The sequence below is a fragment of the Luteibacter sp. CQ10 genome (genome assembly GCF_040900725.1).
Classification (GTDB): domain Bacteria; phylum Pseudomonadota; class Gammaproteobacteria; order Xanthomonadales; family Rhodanobacteraceae; genus Luteibacter.
In genome coordinates this window covers 105,320-124,331 of the sequence record NZ_JAEUYM010000004.1, presented here as the reverse complement: position 1 = coordinate 124,331, position 19,012 = coordinate 105,320, and the positions used below count along the sequence as shown (strand labels likewise).

Below are 19,012 nucleotides of genomic sequence, written 5' to 3'. Positions count from 1 at the left end.
GGGGTGGGAGCCGATCGTATCGGCGAAACAGGTTGCGAAAGCGTCAACCGCCAGCCGTCAGCGTCTGCAGCTCATCCGCCTGGTGCTCGCGCGTCAGCGTATCGATCAACTCGTCCAGGTCGCCCTGCATCACCTCGGTCAGCCGATAGAGCGTGAGGTTGATGCGGTGGTCGGTGATCCGCCCCTGGGGGAAGTTGTAGGTACGGATACGCTGGCTGCGATCGCCCGAGCCCACCTGCAGACGCCGCGATTCGGCCTGCGCCGCGCTCTGCTTGCTGCGTTCGGCGTCGAGCAGGCGGGCCTTGAGCAGGCTCATCGCGCGGGCGCGATTCTTGTGCTGGCTGCGTTCGTCCTGGCATTCGACCACGGTGCCGGTGGGCAGGTGGGTGATGCGAATGGCCGAATCGGTCTTGTTCACGTGCTGGCCGCCCGCGCCCGAGGCCCGGAAGGTATCCACCTTGAGATCGGCGTCGCGGATCTCGATGTCGTCCACCTCGTCCTGTTCGGGCAGGATCGCCACGGTGGCGGCCGAGGTGTGGATGCGGCCCTGCGATTCGGTTTCCGGAACGCGCTGCACGCGGTGCGTGCCCGATTCGAACTTGAGTTTCGAATAGGCCCCGCGGCCCTCGATGCGCGCCACGATTTCCTTGTAGCCGCCGTGCTCGCCGTCGTTGGCGTTGAGGATTTCCACGTGCCAGCGCTGGCGCTCGGCATAGCGCGCGTACATGCGGAAGAGGTCGCCGGCGAAGATCGCGGCCTCGTCGCCGCCGGTGCCCGCGCGCACTTCGAGGAAGAGGTTGCCCTCGTCGCGGGGATCTTTCGGCAGCAGGAGGATCTGAAGCTCGCCATCGAGTTCCGCCAGGCGGTTTTCGATGCGCTCGACATCGTCGGCTGCCATCTCGCGCATGTCGGGGTCGTCGAGCATCGCCCGGGTGTCGGCCAGTTCGCGCTCGGCGGCGTCGTGCTCCTTCAGCGACGCGGCCACCGGCTCGAGCTGGGCGTATTCGCGCGACAGGTCGCGGAAGCGGTTGCCGTCGGCAAGCACCTCGGGCTGGGCGAGCAGCAGGCCGACTTCTTCGTGACGTTCGGCGAGGGCTTCGAGTTTGCGGCGGATCGAGGGGGTCATGGCATGCACGAAGGGCGGCTAGCCGCACATCATGCGGAAACCTCGTCGTCCGGGTCCAGTCCGTAGAGGCGGCCGGCGGCGTGGAGGAGGTCGAGGTCGCCCGAGAGGGCGGCATCGCGCAGGCGGGCGCTGGGCGTATGCAGGAGTTTGTTGGTGAGCGTGTTGGCCAGGAAGGCCAGTGCCTCCTCGGCCGTGCGGCCGCGGGCCAGCATGGCCTGGGCCTTGGCCAGCACCTCGTCGCGCTGTGCCTCGGCCGCCGAGCGCATGTCCACGGCGGGATTGCGCAGGGTGAGGGCGCGGCGCCACGACATGTACCGCTCCACCTGCAGATCGATGATGGCGTCCGCTTCCCGGGCGGCCAGCTCGCGCGAGCGGCGGTTCTCGTCGATCACCTGCCGGAGGTCGTCGATGCCGTACAGGTACACGTCGTTCAACTGGGCCACTTCCGGCTCGATATCGCGCGGCACGGCGATGTCCACCATGAACATCGGGCGGCGGCGGCGCTCGGCGATGGCGGCCTTCACCATGGAGCGGGTCACCACGGGCTGGCGCGAGGCGGTGGAGCTGATGACGATGTCGGCCTCGGCCAGGTGGCGGGGCAGGTCGGCCAGCGCGATGGCATAGCCGCCGTAGCGGCCGGCCAGCTCCTGGGCATTTTCGAGGGTGCGGTTGGCGACGAGCAGGCGCCGCACGTTCTTGTCGGCGAGATGGCGGGCGGCCAGTTCGATGGTTTCGCCGGCGCCGATCAGCAGCACGCACGCCTGGCGAAGGTCGGTGAACACCTGCTCGGCGAGGCGCACGGCCGTATAGGCCACCGACACCGTGTGCGCGCCGATGCGGGTGTCGGTGCGCACGCGCTTGGCCACGGCGAAGGTGTGCTGGAGCAGCCGCTCCATGGGCGCGCGCAAGGTCTGCGCGCTGCGGGCCTGCTGGTAGGCGTCTTTCACCTGGCCGAGGATCTGCGGCTCGCCCAGCACCATGGAATCCAGACCCGTCGCCACGCGGAACATGTGGCGGACGGCGTCCTGTTCGTCGTGCCGGTAGAGGAACTCGTCGAGACGTTGTGGGGTCAATCGATGTTGCCGGGACAACCATTGCCCCGGCACGCCCTCGGCGCCATCGGCCACGCTGCAATACAGCTCGGTGCGGTTGCAGGTGGAGAGGATCATCGCCTCCTCGACCCCGGGTTGACGGGTGAGGTCGCCCAGCGCCTCGGTGGCCACCGTGGCGTCGAATGCCACCTGCTCGCGCAGGCTGACCGGCGCGGTGAGGTGATTGAGCCCGAGGGCGATGAGTGGCATGACGGGCTTGGGTCGGTGTCGGTGGCGTCGGCTAAGCTAAGGGCGCATTGTGCGCACACAAGGCTTCCGCATCCTACGACGGAGCCTGTGGAAAAACGACGGAGACTAGTGTGCTGAGCGGTCGGTCCAAGTTCAAGCGAGTGCGGCATTTTGTGGTCCTGTGTGTGCTGGGGACCGGCCTGGCCGGTTGCGCCGCCACGGCGACGAAACCCGAGGCCCCCGAGGCGCTGCGCACGGGCGTGCAGCCGCTCGACCGCCTCCAGGTGGCGATCGTGCCGCCCGAGCGTGACCTCCAGGCCCAGTTGCTGGCGGGCGATTTCGCCATCGCCCACAACGATCTCAAGGCCGCCGCGACGGCCTACGGCAACGCCTGCCAACTGAGTTCGGACGCCACGGTGGCGGCACGAGCCACCGAACTGGCCCTCGCCGTGCACGACCAGGACCTCGCGGGCAAAGCCCTGGATCGCTGGGCCAGGCTGGGCGCGAAGCCCCTCGATCTCGCCGAAGGGCGCGCCCGCATGGCGCTGGATCGGGGCGACACGCCCGAGGCCGGGCGGCAGCTCGAAGCCATGGTCGCCACGGGCGACCCCAACGCCTGGCGCGAATTCGGCCGTACCCTGGCCCTGGCGCGCGATCCGGCGCAGGCGGGACAACTGCTCGAGAAAATCGCCACGCCGCAGCGCCTGCCTAACGATTCTTCCGCCTGGCTCGCCATGAGCGGCCTGGGCGAGTCCTTCGGCCGCCACGACTACGCCAAGGCGATCGGCGAGGCGGCCGTGGCCCGCTTCCATGATGGCGACACCTACGCGTGGTCCGCCCAACAGGCCTTCCGCGCCGGCGACAAGGCAGGCGCGCAGAAGCTTTTCGCCAAGGCGGTGGCCAAGGATCCCAAGAACCCGCGCCTTCGCCTGGCCTACGCCACGCTGCTCGTCCAGGGCGGCGACGAGAAAGGTGCGGCGAAGGTGCTCGCCACGGGGGCGCAGAACCCGGACACCTACACCATGCGCCTGGGCCTGGCCGCACACGCCAACGACAAGGCCGGCCTGCGCCGTCTCTACGAGGAAATCCAGCGCCAGCCCGATGACGTGCAGACCGCCAATGCCTTCACCCTGGGCCAGCTCGCGGAAATCCTCGGCAAGCCTGAAGACGCCCTCGACTGGTACGCCGCCGTGGGCGAGGACGATCCCCGCGATTTCGACGCGTCGGTGCGCAGTGCCGTGGTGCTGCACCAGCAGGGCAAGAACGACGAGGCCCACGAGGTGGTGGCCGACCTGGAGACCGCCTACGCCGATCGCCCCGACGCGCTGCGCAAGGCCTTCGCGGTGGACGCCGAACTGTACATGGACAGCGGTCGCTACGATGCCGCCGCTTCGTCCTACGACAAGGCCTTGCGGGTGAAGGCCGACGATCCGGAGATGCTCTACGGTCGCGGGTTGGCCTATGCCGAGGCCGGCAAGATCGACCTCGCCGTGGCCGACCTGCGCAAGGTGCTGGAGATCAAGCCCGGCGACATCGAGGCCAGCAATGCGTTGGGCTATACGCTGGCCGATGCCGGGCGCGACCTTGCCGAGGCGCAGGCGCTGATCCAGGCCGCGCGCACGGCGCGCCCGGACGATCCGTCGGTGGCCGATTCCTGGGGTTGGCTGCAATTTCGCCAGGGCCAGCTCGACCAGGCCGAAAGCACGCTGCGCGGCGCGTGGTCGCAACGCAAGGATGGCGACATCGGCGTGCATCTGGCCGAGGTACTGTGGTCGCGCGGCGAGCACGACGAAGCCCGCAAGGTGCTCAACGAAGTGCGCCGCATCGATCCGAAGAACGCCTCGCTCGCGAAGACCGAGCAGAAATTCAAGCCGTGAGGCACTCCCGATTCGCCGATACGATCGGCTCCCACGCCTCTGGTAGGAAGCTCGCTACCGAAGGGGTGGGAGCCGATCGTATCGGCGAATCCCGCGAAGCGAAGAGTCGAATGTTCCGTCCAAGACACGCCCTGGTAGCCCTCGCGCTCCTGCTCCTCACCGCCTGCGCCACCACCCGCGCCCCCGTCCGCCAGCCGGGTGACGCCGTCACCCTCGGCCTGCAGGAACAACGCGAACGCAGCCTCGCCGACACCGACCACTGGACGCTGCAAGGCCGCCTCTCCGTATCCGACGGCAAGGACTCCGGCTCCGGCAGCCTCACTTGGCGGCAGGACGGCGAGCGGTACGAATTCACCGTGCGCGCCCCCGTCACCGGCCGCAGCTTCCGCCTCGTCGGTGGCCCGGACGGCGCCGACCTCGAAGGCCTCGACGGCGGTACCCGCCACGGCGCGGATGCCGAGAGCCTGATGGCCCAGGCCGTCGGCTGGCAGATTCCGATGAGTGAACTGAAGCGCTGGGTGCTCGGCCTGCGCGCCGACGCCGGCCCGGCCGACATCGCCTTCGGCGCCGACCGCCTGCCGTCGCGCCTCGTGCAGGACGGCTGGACGGTCGACTACAAGCAGTGGGATGCCACGCGCCAACCGGCGATGCCGTCGAGGGTGTTTGCCGAAAAGGCCCCGTTCAAGGTCCGCCTCTCCATCGAAGACTGGCAGCTCGGCCGCTGACGCGGCTGCCGAAGGTCGCGACCACGCCCTTCGCTATAATTCGCCGATTTCGCCGACAGGCCACCCGATGCACTACACCATCACCCGCGCCCGGGCCGACCACGCCGAGCGGCTGTGCGCCATCGAGCGCGCGGCCGTCGAGCTGTTCCGTGGGCACGCGGCGTGGCCGTCGTATTCCTCGATGTCGCTGCCGGTCGAGGTGGTGCATGCGCTCATTGCGCGCGGACTGGTCTGGGTGGCGCTGGCCGACGACGAGCCGGTCGGCTTCGTCTGCCTCGATGCGGCGGGTCTCGCTCCGGGCGTGATCGGCATCGCCGAGATCGACGTGCTTCCCGAATTCGGTGGGCGCGGCATCGGGGCGGCCCTGGTCGAGAAGGCCTGCGCCTGGGCACGGGAGGCGGGCTATCGCCGCGTCGACCTCGGCACCCTCACCGACGTGCCCTGGAATGCGCCTTTCTATGCGAAACACGGTTTCGTCGCCGCGGACAAGCACGCGCCGGAATTCGCCCAGGCACTCGCCCGCGACCGCGAGAACGGTTTCCCGGACCACCTGCGCGTCTTCATGAGCCGCCCGCTGGCCCCCCTGGCCACCGGCGACTGGAGCTCCTGGCCCGCACCGGCCAAGCTCAACCTGTTCCTGCGCATCGTCGACCGCCGCGCCGACGGCTACCACGAGCTGCAGACGGTATTCCGCCTGCTCGACTGGGGTGACGAAGTGCGCCTTCGGGTGCGCACCGACGGTGTCGTCGCCCGGCCGGGGGACATCCCCGGCGTGCCGGAAGACGCCGACCTCACCGTACGCGCCGCCCGCCTGCTGGCCGAGGCCACGGGCACGCGGCTCGGGGCGGACATCGAGGTGTCCAAGCGCATTCCCATGGGCGGCGGCCTGGGCGGAGGCAGCTCCGACGCGGCCAGCGTGCTCGTGGGCCTCAACACCCTCTGGCGCACCGGCCTGGACGAGGACGCCCTGGCCGCGCTGGGCCTGCGTCTGGGGGCCGACGTGCCGGTGTTCGTGCGCGGTCGTTCGGCCTGGGCCGAGGGGGTGGGCGAGGCGCTCAGCCCCCTGCGGCTGCCCCGGCGCTGGTACGTGGTGGTGGACCCCCACGAGCACGTGCCCACGGCGGCCCTGTTCGCCGCGCCCGAATTGACACGACATGCCCCGCGGGCGACAATTTCGTCCTTTGTTTCCGGGGATTCGGCGGAGAACGCCTTCGAGCCCGTGGTTCGCGCGCGTCATCCGCGCGTGGCGGCGGCGCTGGACTGGTTGGCGGGCTTCGGCCGTGCGCGGTTGTCCGGCAGCGGCGGCTGCGTCTTCCTGGAAACGAAAACCCACGAGGCGGCGCTTGCGATCGCCTCGCGCTGTCCACGGGGCCTCACCGCCCACGTGGCGGCAGGTGTCGATCCTTCGCCGCTGCTGATGGCGCGGGGGCGGATCGAAACCCGGTTGATCGAGTCGTAAGACGGGAAGGGCCGCGGGCCGCGGCAAAGCCAAGAATTGTTGGGGCGTCGCCAAGCTGGTTAAGGCACGGGATTTTGATTCCCGCATGCGCAGGTTCGAATCCTGCCGCCCCAGCCACCGTTTTCGGTGGCAAGCCGATCCATCCCATCTCGCCAGGAGCACCCCTCGTGGATACGTCCACCCCGATGCTGTTCAGCGGCAATGCGCATCGCGCGCTCGCCGACGACGTCGCCGCCCGCCTGGGCATCCCCTTGGGCAAGGCCCTCGTGGGCCGCTTCAGCGACGGCGAAGCGCAGGTCGAAATCGAGGAGAACGTCCGCAAGCAGGAAGTCTTCGTCATCCAGCCGACGGGCGCGCCCAGCGCGGAAAACCTGTTCGACCTGCTGGTGCTGGTGGATGCGCTCAAGCGCGCCTCGGCCGGCACGGTCACCGCGGTGATGCCGTACTTCGGCTACGCCCGCCAGGATCGCCGTCCGCGCTCGGCCCGCGTGCCGATCACGGCGAAGCTGGCCGCCAAGATGATCGCCACGGCCGGTGCCGACCGCGTGCTCACGATCGACCTGCACGCCGACCAGATCCAGGGCTTCTTCGACATCCCGGTCGACAACGTTTACGCGTCGCCGGTGCTGCTGGCCGACATCTGGCGCCATCACAGCATGGACGACCTGATCGTGGTCAGCCCCGACGTCGGTGGCGTGGTGCGTGCGCGTGCGCTCGCCAAGCGCCTGGACGACGCCGACCTGGCCATCATCGACAAGCGCCGCCCGCGCGCCAACGTGGCCACGGTGATGAACATCATCGGTGAGGTGGAAGGGAAAACCTGCGTGCTGGTCGACGACATCGTCGACACCGCCGGCACCCTCTGCGCCGCCGCGGCCGCCCTGAAGGAAAAGGGCGCCCGCAAGGTGGTCGCCTATTGCGTCCATCCGGTGCTCTCCGGCGCGGCCATCGACAACCTGGAGCACTCTCAGCTCGACGAGCTGGTGGTCACCAATACGCTGCCGTTGCGCGACAACGCCCGTAACTGTGCGAAAATCCGTCAGTTGTCGGTCGCGGAACTGCTCGCGGAGACGATCCGCCGCATCGCCTTCGGCGAATCGGTGAGCTCGCTCTACATCGACTGATCCATCGTTTTTCGGGCTCCCCTGGTCGCGGGGGAGTCCTTTACCCACCGCCGCGAGGCGGTTTCACTTGAGGCAACACCAATGGCTACCAATCATCAGCTCACGGCCACGAGCCGCAAGATCGAAGGGAAGGGTGCGAGCCGCCGCCTTCGTACGGCGGGCTACGTGCCGGCGATCGTCTATGGCGCGGGCGAAGCCCCGCAGGCGATCCAGGTCCTTCACAACGACATCCTGCTCGGCTCGCGTTTCGAGTCGTTCTACTCGTCGGTGATCGAACTGACCGTCGACGGCAAGAAGCAGAGCGTCCTCATCAAGGACTGGCAGAAGCACCCGTTCAAGCAGCTCATGCTGCACATGGACTTCCAGCGCGTGAACGAGAACGAAGCCGTTCGCGTCGCCGTGCCGCTCCACTTCCTGAACCAGGAAAAGTCCCCCGCCGGCAAGACCGCCGGTCTGGTGATCTCGCACAACCTGACGGAAGTGACGGTCTCCTGCCTGCCGAAGGATCTCCCGGAGTTCATCGAAATCGACCTGGCCGACCTGAAGGCCGGCGACATCATCCACCTCTCGGACCTCAAGCTCCCGAAGGGCGTGGAAGTGCCGGAACTGGGCCTGGGCAAGGAGCACGACGTCGCCGTCGTCACCGTGGCCTCGATCCAGGAAGAAGTCGATCCGACCGCCGAAGGCGGCGACGCCCCGGCCGAAGAGAAGAAGTAATCGGCACCCTGTGGGAGCCGATTCATCGGCAGAACGCCAACGAAGCGGTGATGCCGCTCCATGGCCGCCGAGGCGGCTCCCACACAGGTTCCGTTTGCAAGCATGGCTTCACTACGTCTCATCGTCGGCCTCGGTAACCCCGGGGCCGAATACGTCAGGACCCGGCACAATGCCGGGTTCTGGTGCGTCGATGCCCTGGCCCTCGACCAGGGCGAGCGCTGGTCGTTCGACGGCAAGCTGCACGGCGAAACCTGCAAGATCCGCCTAGACGGCGAACCGGTCTGGCTGCTCAAGCCGGCCACTTTCATGAACAAGAGCGGCATCGCCGTCGCCTCGGCGTTGCGCTACTACAAGATCGCCCCGGAGGAGTGCCTCGTCGCCCACGACGAGCTCGACCTGCCCCCGGGCACCGTGCGCATGAAGTTCGACGGCGGCCACGGCGGCCAGAACGGACTGCGCGACATCATGGCCCACCTGGGCCACGGCAAGTTCCATCGCCTGCGGGTCGGCATCGGCCACCCCGGGCACAAGGACAAGGTCACGCCCTGGGTGCTCGGACGTCCCAGCGCCGCCGACGAAGAGGCCATCATGATCGGCCTCGGGCGCGCGTTCGACGTGCTGCCCCTCGCGCTGTCGGGCAAGTTCGAGGAAGCCATGAAGCGCTTGCATACGGCTGCGTGAACAGCGAACCGTAAGGGAGTGGCGCAGAGGTTCCTTGCGACGCCCACGGTTCACAGGCCGCAAAGCGGCCGACTCACAGGGCCGTAGGCCCGACTTACGGGGCGATGCTCGGTAAGCCACCCACATCGCGACATCATCGAGAGCATCGCCCATGGGCATCAAATGCGGCATCGTCGGTCTGCCTAACGTCGGCAAGTCCACCCTCTTCAACGCGCTGACCAAGGCCGGCATCGCGGCGGCCAACTTCCCGTTCTGCACCATCGAGCCGAACACCGGCATCGTGCCCGTGCCCGATCCGCGCCTGAACGAGCTGGCGGCCATCGTGAAGCCCCAGCGCATCATTCCCACCACCATGGAATTCGTCGACATCGCGGGCCTCGTGGCCGGCGCGTCGAAGGGGGAGGGCCTGGGCAACAAGTTCCTCGCGCACATCCGCGAAACCGACGCCATCGCCCACGTGGTGCGCTGCTTCGAAGACGGCAACGTCATCCACGTGGCGAACAAGGTCGATCCCATCGCCGACATCGAAACCATCGACACCGAGCTGGCGCTGGCCGACCTCGAGTCCGTGCTGAAGGCGTTGGATCGCGCCACGCGTGCCGCCAAGGCCAACGACAAGGACGCCCTGGCCCGCAAGCCCGTGCTCGAGAAGCTCGCCAAGGTGCTCGACCAGGGCAAGTCGGCGCGCACCGCCGGCCTCGACGCGGAAGAGAAAGCCCTCGTCCGCGACATGTTCCTCATCACGCTCAAGCCGATCATGTACATCGCCAACGTGGCGGAAGACGGGTTCGAGAACAACCCGCACCTCGACGCCGTGCGCGCCCGCGCGCAGGAAGAGGGTGCCGAGGTGGTGCCGGTATGCGCCGCCATCGAGGAAGAACTCGCCCAGCTCGAGGACGCCGATCGCGACGAGTTCCTGAAGGACCTCGGCCTGGACGAGCCGGGCCTCAACCGCGTGATCCGCGCCGGTTACAAACTGCTCGGCCTGCAGACCTACTTCACCGCCGGCGTGCAGGAAGTGCGCGCATGGCAGGTCCGCGCCGGTTCCACCGCGCCGCAGGCGGCAGGCGTCATCCATACCGATTTCGAGCGCGGTTTCATCCGCGCCGAAACGGTGGCCTACGACGACTACATCAAGTTCAAGGGCGAGCAGGGCGCGAAGGAAGCCGGTCGCCTCCGCCTCGAAGGCAAGGAATACCTCGTCAAGGAAGGCGACGTACTGCACTTCCGCTTCAACGTCTGACCGACATCCCATCGAAAGGCCCCGGCGATCCCGGGGCCTTCTCGTTTCGATCGGTCAAGAAGCCCGCCGCGTGCGGGCGTAGCGTGGTAGCTCCCACGAAGGAGCCGCGCGTCATGATCGAACGCCTCAACGCCCTCGGCATCGTGTTGCCGCCGCCCCTCGCCGCGCTGGGTTCGTACCGCGTCGTCTCCGTCGACGGCGACACGGCCTACGTCTCCGGCCTGGGACCTTTCATCGACGGCAAGCCGGTCAAGGGGCGCGTATCGGCCGAGTTGTCGCTGGCGGAAGGTTACGACGCCGCGCGGCTCACGATGCTGATGATCCTCTCCTGCCTGCATGACGCGGTCGGCCTCGATCGCGTCGAACGCTGCACGCGCCTGACCGTCTACGTGCGCGCCATCGACGGCTTCACGCAACATCCCGCGATCGCCGACGGTGCAAGCGACCTCCTGCGTGACGTGTTCGGCGCAGACCGTCTTCCGGCCCGCAGCGCGCTCGGCGTGCATACGTTGCCGATGGGTATTCCGGTGGAAATCGACAGCGTTTTCAGGTTGTCACCGCGCGCTTGAACCGCCATCCCGGACGCGGCATGCTCGGGGTTCGTATCGGGGAATGACGACTCATGCGCTTCCTGCAGCTTTCCGATTTTGCCGGACGGATCGGCGACGCATTCTCCGTCGACGTCGAAGGGCAGGCCGCCTCGTTCACCCTGGTCGAAGCCGTTCGGCTGCCTGGCCGCCCGGTGCCCGGCATGGTTCGCGAGCCGTTCTCGCTGGTCTTCCGCCATGAAGCAGCCGTCGTGTTTCCCCAGCGCATCTACGCCATGAACGGCTCGACCCTGGGCGATTTCGGCATCTTCCTCGTGCCGGTCGCACGAGACCGCGACGGCTTTCTCTACCAGGCGGTGTTCAACTGATCCACTGCATCGCGAGGTGCGAACCATTTTCGCCGATCACCTGAAAACCGAGTCGCCGATAGAAGGCCTGCGCGTGGTGATTGGCCTGACTCACCTGCAACGTCACGCTCTGCCGGGCGCGTGCGGCCCGTGACATCAGCGCCTGCATGAGGCGCGTGCCGTGTCCCTTTCCCTGGTCGCCGATGCACAGGCTGATATCGATCACGTGGCGATGGTCGTCGCGATCGTCGACGTAGAACCTTCCCACGGGAACGCCCTGTCGTTCGACGATGAAGAAATCCGCCCGGGCGAAGTGCGTCACATAGTGCCGATGCTGGAGCGCGAACTGGGAATCCAGGAAGGCGTCAAGCACCGCTTCGGGCCATGGCACGATCGCGAGTTCGCCGGCTCGGGAGTCCGCGTAGAGACGCCTCAGGAACGCCACATCGCTATCCGTCGCCCGCCGCAGGTCGAGGCCCTCCGGCACGAGGTCGGAGACCGACCCCGTGCATGGAGGAAACGGCGTCCATGGGCCGTTCACGAAAACGACGGAAAAACGCCCTCGATGGCAATGCAGTAATTCAGTACGAGATACGGCTGTCGATTCTCATGCGGCAGGGTGCCGCCCGTGGCACCGATCGTCTGCGGGGCGAACATGCTGTTGAGGGGTGGCGTGCCGTTGATGAAGCTCGAGGCCTTGGTCGAATTTCCCAGCGCCGCCCCCGCGTTCGGTGCGGTCAAACGATTGGTGCCCTGGACGTATGCGTTCAGGGCGTGATCGTGATTCGGCATCTGCGCGCTCAGCAACGTGATCGATTCGGAGCCGGCGGCTTCCCCCAGCACCATGGGCGGAAGCCCCGGGCCGGTGCCCTGGCTCGCCGGGGCGCGCCCGCAGTAGTTGGGCAGGGCGAACGTGGTGGTGCCGTTGCCGCCGTAGTTCGTGCCGAGCAGGGCGAAGAGCGCGCTGTATTGCTGGATCGAAAGAATCTGCCCGGCGCAGAGTAGCCAGCCCTGGGTCGGGTAATTGAAGCCGAACAGCCTGATTTCACCGATGTAGGGATCCATGACGATTTCTCTCTGATGATCGGGTCGGGTCAGGACTGCGACGGAAAGACGCCGAGGTAGGCGATGCAGAAGCTCGCCACCAGCGTCGGCATCATGTTGTCGTGCGGCTGATTGCCGCCCTGGGCCTGTAGGGTGTTGGCGTTCATGGGCGCGGGCTGCACCGTGACGGGGTTGATGTAGAACTGGTCGGCGGGTGCCGGCGGCGGCGCGTTGTTGACGATGGCGGCCGTCATCAATCCGTTCGGCGCGCCCGACGTCGCATTCGCGGTGACCGCGTACATCGGGTGGCTATGGGTGGGAAGCTGGGACGACGTCAGCGTCACCTGCAGCGTGCCGCCGGTCGAGCCCAGGGGGCGCGGCGTCAGGCCCAGGCCGTTGCCCTGGTGAAGCGGCACTTGTCCGCGAAGATCGGGTACGCCGAAGGTCGTGATCCCATCGCCGCCATAAGTGGTTCCCAGCAGCGCATAGAGAACTTCGTACTGGGCGATCGACTTCAGGCTGCCGTCGCACGCGAACCAGCCGTCCGGGATGCGCGGAAAACCGAAAAGGCGAATCTCGCCTACGTATTGGTCGCTCATGGAAATTCCGTCAGGACTGATGGGGAGGGAACACGCCGGTCAGCGCGATGGCGAAGCTGATCGTCCGGAAAGGCTGCATGTTGGCGTGGCCTTGACCGCTGCCGTTCGGGCCGACGGTGGTTCCGGCAAGAGGCACCTTGGGGCCGCCCGGATCCCCATAGATGAACTCCGAGGGATTGTTCGCGAAGTAATTGCCGCCGGGTGCCTTGATCGTGGCGCCCTGGTTCGTGGCGATCACGAAATGGTTGTGCGCCGGCATCTGCTGTTCGGTGAGCACGACGTTCTCCACGCCCGCGGATTGGCCGATGGGATAGTTGGAGCCGCCCGGCAACGGGCCCTGGCCGACCGGCGTGCGGCCCTGCAGGTTCGGCAGCATGAAGTTGCTGGTTCCATTGCCGCCATAGGCGACGCCGAGCAAGGCGAACAACGCCGAATTCTGCGCGATGGGCAAGGTCTGCCCATTACAGAGCGCGTACCCTCTCGGCGCGAAGTTGAAGCCGGCCATCATGATCTGGCCGAGATATGGATCGGACATCGTTTTCCCCCATGGATGCGCGGGCTGGAGTGACGCGCGGCCGACTCTTGCCGGTTTGGCAAGATGAATTCAAGTGCCGATTCGCTGCGCCTTGGCGTACGCGTCGAAACGCAGTCGATGCATGGAAGCCCGTCGGCGAAGCGATGCCCCAACCGATGCGGACGACGGTTGAATTGCCGAATTGACGTAATCAGCGGCTTTCACACGACGGCGCAAAACGCCGGGGTAAGATAAGATTTCTCACAGGGGAGAAACGCCAGCGCGCATCGCGTCATCCGGATGTCGGAGTCGTCGCGCTGGCTTGCAGGGGAAAAACATGTTGCCGTTGTCGTCGAACGGACGTAGCGCGAAGGCGCTGCGCCGGAATAGGGGTGTGCCGCATGCGCTGGCATGGTTGCTGTTGCTATGGATCGGCGTCGCGTCCAACGCATGGGCCGATTGTTCCGGCACGCAGACCGCGCAAGTTCCGAGCGGAGGGACGGTGTTCTTCAACTGCGCCGACTCGACGGGCGGGTTTTCGCAAGTCATCACGCCGCCGCAGCACGGTACCGTCGATCCGAACGGAGGCACCGACACCAACCCGTTCGGGATGCCTTACGTAAACAACGGCGACGGCGCGACCTCCGACAGCTTTACCGTTACCGATGGACAGGGCGTTCCGGTGAACTTCGTGGTGACCATCGGCGCCGCGTCGTTGACGATTACGACGACCAGCGTGCCATCGCCCACGTACAACGTTTCCTACTCGCAGCAGGTGCAAGCCACCGGCGGTACCGCGCCGCTGACGTTTTCGATCTCCAGCGGTGCCTTGCCCCCAGGCATTACCTTGTCGAGCGGCGGCCTCCTTTCCGGCACGACCGTCCAGACCGGCACCGCGAGCTTCACCGTGCGCGTGACGGATTCCGCCTCGCACACCGCCCAGCAGTCTTTCAGCGTCAACGTCGCGGAGCCGCAGATCACGCTGCAGCCCACGACGGTGCCCAACGGCACGCGCGGTGTGGGCTACACGTCGACGACCCTCTCCGCCACCGGCGGCGCCGGTCCCTACGCCTTTTCCGTCAGCGCGGGTTCGTTGCCCAATGGTCTGTCGTTGTCTCCGGGCGGCGTGCTCAGCGGCACGCCCACGACGGCGAATACCTTCAATTTCACCGTACGTGCCACCGACGTCAACGGTATCTCCGGTATCGCGTCGTACACCGTGGTGATTTCGGCGCCGCCGTTGTCGATCTCGACCACCAGCCTGAACGCGATGGCCTACGGCCAGCCCACCTCCCAGCAGGTGCAAGCCACGGGTGGAACTCCGCCGTATACCTACACGATCACCAGTGGCGCACCGCCGGGCATCGTCATCGCCGGTGACGGCACGATCTCGGGTACGCCCACCTCGGCGGGCGTCTACGACATCGCCGTGCACCTTGCCGATGCGGCCTCTCAAACGGCCGACAAGACGTTCACCGTCACCGTCGCCACGCCCAGCCTGACGATCGCGCCAACCAGTCTCCCCGCGGGCGTGGCAACCCGTGCCTACACCACCACCACGGTGACGACCACGGGCGGCGTCGCGCCCTACACGTATACGCTGAGCGGCACGTTGCCGAGCGGCATGACGTTCGATGGATCCGCCGGCACCTTCAGCGGCACGCCGACGCAGTCGGGCGACTTTCCGGTCTCGGTCATCGTCAAGGACAGCACGCCGAACAACAACAATACGCCGGCGACGGCCACGCAGAACTACACGTTGCAGATCGCCGCGCGGCCGACGATCACGGTGGCGCCGGCCAGCGTGGCGAACGGCACCTACCACCAGCCGTATTCGCAGACGTTTACCGCATCCGGGGGAACGGGTTCGTACACGTTCTCAGCCACCGGCAACCTGCCACCGGGCCTGGCGCTAGGTGCGGGCGGTGTCCTCTCGGGTACGCCGACGACGGCTGTCGGCGGACCGTTCAACTTCACCGTCACCGCCACCGACGGGCAGGGTTTCACCGGCGACGGGAATTACTCGATCATGATCGCTGCGATCGCGCCGGGCAAGCCCACCGGCGTCTCGGCGACGGCCGCCTCCGGCGCCGCGTCGGATCCCGCGTCGGCCGTGGTGTCGTTCTCGGCGCCGGCGGAAAACGGCGGCTCGCCCATTGCCGAATACGTCGTCACGTCGGACCAGGGTGGTTTCACCCAGTCCGGCGCGGGCAGTCCGATCACCGTTGCCGGACTCGCTCGCGGCACGAGCTACCGCTTCACCGTCACCGCCCGGAACCAGGCGGGCCTGACCGGCGATGCGTCCGATGCCTCGGCGGCGGTGACGCCGATGATCACCGACACGATCACGTTCCCGCCCCCCGGCGCGCAGAACTTCGGCACCACGCCCACGCTGACGGCGTCGGCGGCATCGGGGCGCCAGCCGACGTTCTCCTCGACGACCCCACAGGTCTGCACGATCACGTCCGGCGGCACGCTGACGTTCGTCAAGGCCGATCCGGCGTGTTCGATCACGGCCAGCCTGGGTGCCAGTGGCCCGTACGAAGCGGCGGCGCCCGTCACGAGGACGTTCGCGGTCAACGCCATCGCGCCCGGCGCGCCCGTCATCGGGCAAGCGACGACGACGCCGGTCGCGGCGGGGCAGGTCACCGGTACGGCCAGCGTATCGTTCTCGGCCCCGGCCGATAGTGGCGGGTCGACGATCACCGGCTACACGGTGACGTCGCATCCGGACGGCATCACGGCCTCGGTCGGAGCGGGCGCGACGAGCGCCACGGTCACGGGTCTTACCCTGGGGCGGCCGTACAACTTCACCGTGTCGGCCACCACGGGTTCCGCGGGTGCCGGTCCCGACTCGGGCACGAGCAACACGGTGACGCCGATGGCCGGGCAGGCCATCACGTTCGACGATCCGGGTTCGAGGAACTTCGGCGAACTCGTCGACCTGCATGCCACGTCGACGTCCGGGCTCACCGTGTCGTTCGCAAGCCAGACGACGAACGTCTGCGAGATGAAGTCCGCGACGCAGATCCAGGGCATCGCGCCGGGCACGTGCACGGTCCGCGCGAGCCAGGCGGGCTCCGTCGCGTACGAGGTCGCTCCCGCGGTCGACCGGTCGTTCACGATCCTCGTGCCGGGCGGCGCGGTGACGATCACCACCGCATCGCTTCCCGCACCCACCCGCGGCGTGGCCTACGCGCAGACCATCGTGGCGGCCGGTGGTGCGCAGCCGTATACCTTCACGCAGAGCGGTGCGCTGCCCAACGGCCTGACCTTCAACAACGGAACGATCTCGGGAACGCCCACGCAGTCGGGTTCGTATTCGATCCAGGTGACCGTCACCGACCAGGCGAGTCAGACCGACTCGAAGGGTTACTCCTTCACCGTCATCACCCCCGCGCTCACCTTCACTCCCGCCTCGTTGCCGGTCGGCAAGGTCGGCGCCGCCTATCCGGCCACCACCATCGCCGCCTCCAGTGGCATCGCGCCGTACGCCTATGCGGTAGCCTCGGGCACGCTCCCGGCCGGTCTGACGTTGTCGTCGGGGGGCGTCCTCAGCGGCACGCCGACCGGCGCGGGTTCGTTCCCGATAACGATCAGGGCGACCGACAGCTTCGGCGAGACGGGCGATCAGGCCTACACCGTCACGGTCGGCGATGCGACGCCTGTCGCGGTCGACGACGCCGCCACGGTGGGTGCGAACGGTAACGTGAGCGTGCCGGTCACGACCAACGACACCGGCGGTCCGATCACGAGCATCGCCGTGAGTCAGCAGCCTGCGCACGGCACGGCCACGGTCAACGGCCTCAACGCGGTGTACACGCCGGCGCACGACTTCTTCGGCACCGACACCTTCAAGTACACCGGCACCGGTCCGGGAGGTACGTCGAATGCGGCGACCGTGACCGTGACGGTGTCTCCCGGCGTGGTGCCCACGGTAACGACGCACAAGGCTACCGTGCTTGCCGGAAAGCCGGTGACGATCCATGCTGCCGAGGGAGCGGCCAACGGTCCATTCACCGCGACGGCCGTCGTCGATGCGCCGTCGAGCGGTAAGGTGCAGGTGCAGGGCACCGATCTCGTCTACACGCCCGCGGAGGACGCCTCGGGCGACATCACCTTCACCTACACGTTGAGCAACGCTTTCGGCGCATCGCAGCCGGCCCAGGTCACGGTCACCGTCAATCCGCTGCCGGTCGCTCCGCCGGTATCCGCCACCGCGCTGCAGGGGCGCGATGTGCGGGTGAATCTCTCCGCCGGTGCGCGGGGCGGCCCGTTCACCGGCGCCGACGTGGTGTCGGTGTCGCCGGCCCATGCCGGTGCGACCCGCATCGAAAGCGCGGCGGATGGCTATACGCTGGTGTTCAACGCCGCGCCCAGCTTCACGGGCGGCACGGTGCAGATCGCCTATACGCTGCGCAACGCCTACGCCACCTCGGCGCCGGGTTACGTCACCGTGACGGTTACGCCGCGTCCCGATCCGTCGAAGGATCCGGAAGTGCTCGGCGTGCTCTCGGCACAGGCGGACGCTACCCGCCGCATGGCGGTGGGGCAGATCAGCAACTTCCAGCGTCGTCTGGAGATGCTGCACAGCGGCGGTGCCAACGGTTTCACCAACGGCATCACGATCGCTTCGGCGGGCTCGAGCCGCGGCAAGGATGCGTATGCCGACCTGCGCAGTGCGCATGACGAAGCCAGTCGCCGTTACTTGGTGCAGCCGGATGCCGATTCGGCCGCTTCCACGGCTAATGCCACGTCGCAGCACGGCACCCTGCCGGGCGACGTCTCGGTGTGGACGGGGGGCGCGGTCAACTTCGGCAAGAGCCAGGTCGGCGGCAGCGACAACGGCACCGACTTCACCACTTCGGGCCTGAGCTTCGGCGTCGACAAGCAGTTCAGCGACAAGCTCGCGATCGGAGCGGGCGTCGGCTACGGCCACGACAACAGCGACGTCGGCAACAACGGCAGCCGCAGCGCGGTGGACAGCTACAACGTGGCGCTCTACGGCAGCTATCGTCCGACCGCGTCGTTCTACATCGATGCACTGGCCGGTTATCAGTGGCTGTCGTTCGATTCGCATCGCTTCGTCACCGCCGATGGCAACCGGGTGACCGGCAGCCGCGACGGCAAGCAGTGGTTCGCATCGATGTCGGCCGGATACAACCATGTGGGCGACGACATGCAGTTCACGCCCTACGGCCGGCTCGACGTGGCCCGTGCGCGCCTGGATGCCTTCACCGAACACGGCGACGACGTTTACGCACTCGACTATCGCGGCCAGACGGTGAAGACCACCACGGCGACGGTGGGTGTGTTGGCTCAGTGGTCGGCCAAGCGCGACTATGGTATCTGGGCTCCCCAGCTACGCGCCGAGTTCGGCCACGACATGCAGGGCTCCAGCCAGGCCGCCATCCGCTACGCCGATATGCTCGACGGTCCGCTGTACCGCGCCACGCTGTACCGGCAGTCGCGCAACCACACCTTGCTGGGCGCGGGCATCGTGCTTCAGACCAACGGCGGGTGGATGCTGCGCGCGGAGTACCAGAACCAGCTGGACAACACGAGCCGCGACAACCAGTCGATCTTGCTGGGCGTGGAGAAGAAGTTCGGGCCGTGACGGATGGCTAAGGCATGAAACGAAAAGCCCCGGCGAATGCCGGGGCTTCTTTGTGGGGCATCGCGAAAACCGCCTGCGCAGGAGCGACGTGAAGGTCGATGCGCGCAACGG

General features: G+C 67.4%; 16 protein-coding genes and 1 tRNA gene. 11 read left to right on the top strand and 6 right to left on the bottom strand.

Annotated elements, in window-relative coordinates; all coding sequences use genetic code 11:
- Positions 1–43: 43 nt before the first annotated feature.
- Positions 44–1,126, bottom strand: a complete 1,083-nt coding sequence (gene prfA / locus JNG39_RS16440; RefSeq protein WP_368312967.1) for a peptide chain release factor 1 — start codon at positions 1,124–1,126, stop codon at positions 44–46.
- Positions 1,127–1,155: 29 nt separating this feature from the next.
- On the bottom strand, positions 1,156–2,427 hold the full coding sequence (gene hemA, locus JNG39_RS16435) for a glutamyl-tRNA reductase (protein WP_368312965.1): 1,272 nt from the start codon (positions 2,425–2,427) through the stop codon (positions 1,156–1,158).
- A 164-nt stretch (positions 2,428–2,591) separates the two neighbouring features.
- Here hemA and JNG39_RS16430 point away from each other — a divergent pair, with 164 nt between their 5' ends.
- From JNG39_RS16430 to JNG39_RS16385, 10 genes are all read left to right on the top strand, one after another.
- The gene (locus JNG39_RS16430; protein ID WP_368312964.1) at positions 2,592–4,283 is read left to right on the top strand and encodes a tetratricopeptide repeat protein; all 1,692 of its coding nucleotides are present in this window, start codon (positions 2,592–2,594) and stop codon (positions 4,281–4,283) included.
- 110 nt (positions 4,284–4,393) lie between these two features.
- Positions 4,394–5,008 (top strand): lipoprotein insertase outer membrane protein LolB, encoded by a 615-nt coding sequence (lolB, locus tag JNG39_RS16425; protein ID WP_368312962.1) that lies wholly within the window; start codon positions 4,394–4,396, stop codon positions 5,006–5,008.
- A gap of 67 nt (positions 5,009–5,075) precedes the next feature.
- Positions 5,076–6,467 carry a 4-(cytidine 5'-diphospho)-2-C-methyl-D-erythritol kinase gene (gene ispE, locus JNG39_RS16420; RefSeq protein WP_368312961.1) on the top strand — a complete coding sequence of 464 codons (1,392 nt, stop codon included), beginning with the start codon at positions 5,076–5,078 and terminating at the stop codon, positions 6,465–6,467.
- A 40-nt stretch (positions 6,468–6,507) separates the two neighbouring features.
- Positions 6,508–6,584 (top strand) — tRNA-Gln (locus JNG39_RS16415).
- A gap of 50 nt (positions 6,585–6,634) precedes the next feature.
- A complete protein-coding gene (locus tag JNG39_RS16410) occupies positions 6,635–7,591 on the top strand; it encodes a ribose-phosphate diphosphokinase (RefSeq protein ID WP_256452143.1) in 957 nt (318 codons plus the stop codon).
- Positions 7,592–7,672: 81 nt separating this feature from the next.
- Complete coding sequence (locus JNG39_RS16405) at positions 7,673–8,308, top strand: 50S ribosomal protein L25/general stress protein Ctc (protein ID WP_247369721.1); 636 nt, start codon at positions 7,673–7,675, stop codon at positions 8,306–8,308.
- Positions 8,309–8,410: 102 nt separating this feature from the next.
- On the top strand, positions 8,411–8,989 hold the full coding sequence (gene pth, locus JNG39_RS16400; RefSeq protein WP_368312959.1) for an aminoacyl-tRNA hydrolase: 579 nt from the start codon (positions 8,411–8,413) through the stop codon (positions 8,987–8,989).
- 151 nt (positions 8,990–9,140) lie between these two features.
- Positions 9,141–10,232 carry a redox-regulated ATPase YchF gene (gene ychF, locus JNG39_RS16395; protein WP_247369701.1) on the top strand — a complete coding sequence of 364 codons (1,092 nt, stop codon included), beginning with the start codon at positions 9,141–9,143 and terminating at the stop codon, positions 10,230–10,232.
- Positions 10,233–10,345: 113 nt separating this feature from the next.
- Positions 10,346–10,801: a RidA family protein gene (locus tag JNG39_RS16390; RefSeq protein ID WP_368312957.1), complete on the top strand. Its 456-nt coding sequence runs from the start codon at positions 10,346–10,348 to the stop codon at positions 10,799–10,801.
- A 53-nt stretch (positions 10,802–10,854) separates the two neighbouring features.
- The gene (locus JNG39_RS16385) at positions 10,855–11,148 is read left to right on the top strand and encodes a hypothetical protein (protein WP_368312955.1); all 294 of its coding nucleotides are present in this window, start codon (positions 10,855–10,857) and stop codon (positions 11,146–11,148) included.
- Here JNG39_RS16385 and JNG39_RS16380 read toward each other — a convergent pair.
- The 4 genes from JNG39_RS16380 to JNG39_RS16365 are packed head-to-tail and all read right to left on the bottom strand — an operon-like array spanning position 11,141 to position 13,305.
- A complete protein-coding gene (locus tag JNG39_RS16380; protein WP_368312953.1) occupies positions 11,141–11,614 on the bottom strand; it encodes an N-acetyltransferase family protein in 474 nt (157 codons plus the stop codon). The genes JNG39_RS16385 and JNG39_RS16380 overlap by 8 nt on opposite strands.
- Before the next feature lie 50 nt (positions 11,615–11,664).
- Complete coding sequence (locus tag JNG39_RS16375; RefSeq protein ID WP_368312952.1) at positions 11,665–12,192, bottom strand: phage tail protein; 528 nt, start codon at positions 12,190–12,192, stop codon at positions 11,665–11,667.
- A 29-nt stretch (positions 12,193–12,221) separates the two neighbouring features.
- Positions 12,222–12,770, bottom strand: a complete 549-nt coding sequence (locus JNG39_RS16370; protein WP_247369649.1) for a phage tail protein — start codon at positions 12,768–12,770, stop codon at positions 12,222–12,224.
- A 10-nt stretch (positions 12,771–12,780) separates the two neighbouring features.
- The gene (locus JNG39_RS16365) at positions 12,781–13,305 is read right to left on the bottom strand and encodes a phage tail protein (protein ID WP_368312950.1); all 525 of its coding nucleotides are present in this window, start codon (positions 13,303–13,305) and stop codon (positions 12,781–12,783) included.
- Positions 13,306–13,678: 373 nt separating this feature from the next.
- On the opposite strand from JNG39_RS16365, the gene JNG39_RS16360 reads away from it, so the two are divergent.
- On the top strand, positions 13,679–18,901 hold the full coding sequence (locus tag JNG39_RS16360; protein WP_368312949.1) for a putative Ig domain-containing protein: 5,223 nt from the start codon (positions 13,679–13,681) through the stop codon (positions 18,899–18,901).
- Positions 18,902–19,012 lie beyond the last annotated feature (111 nt).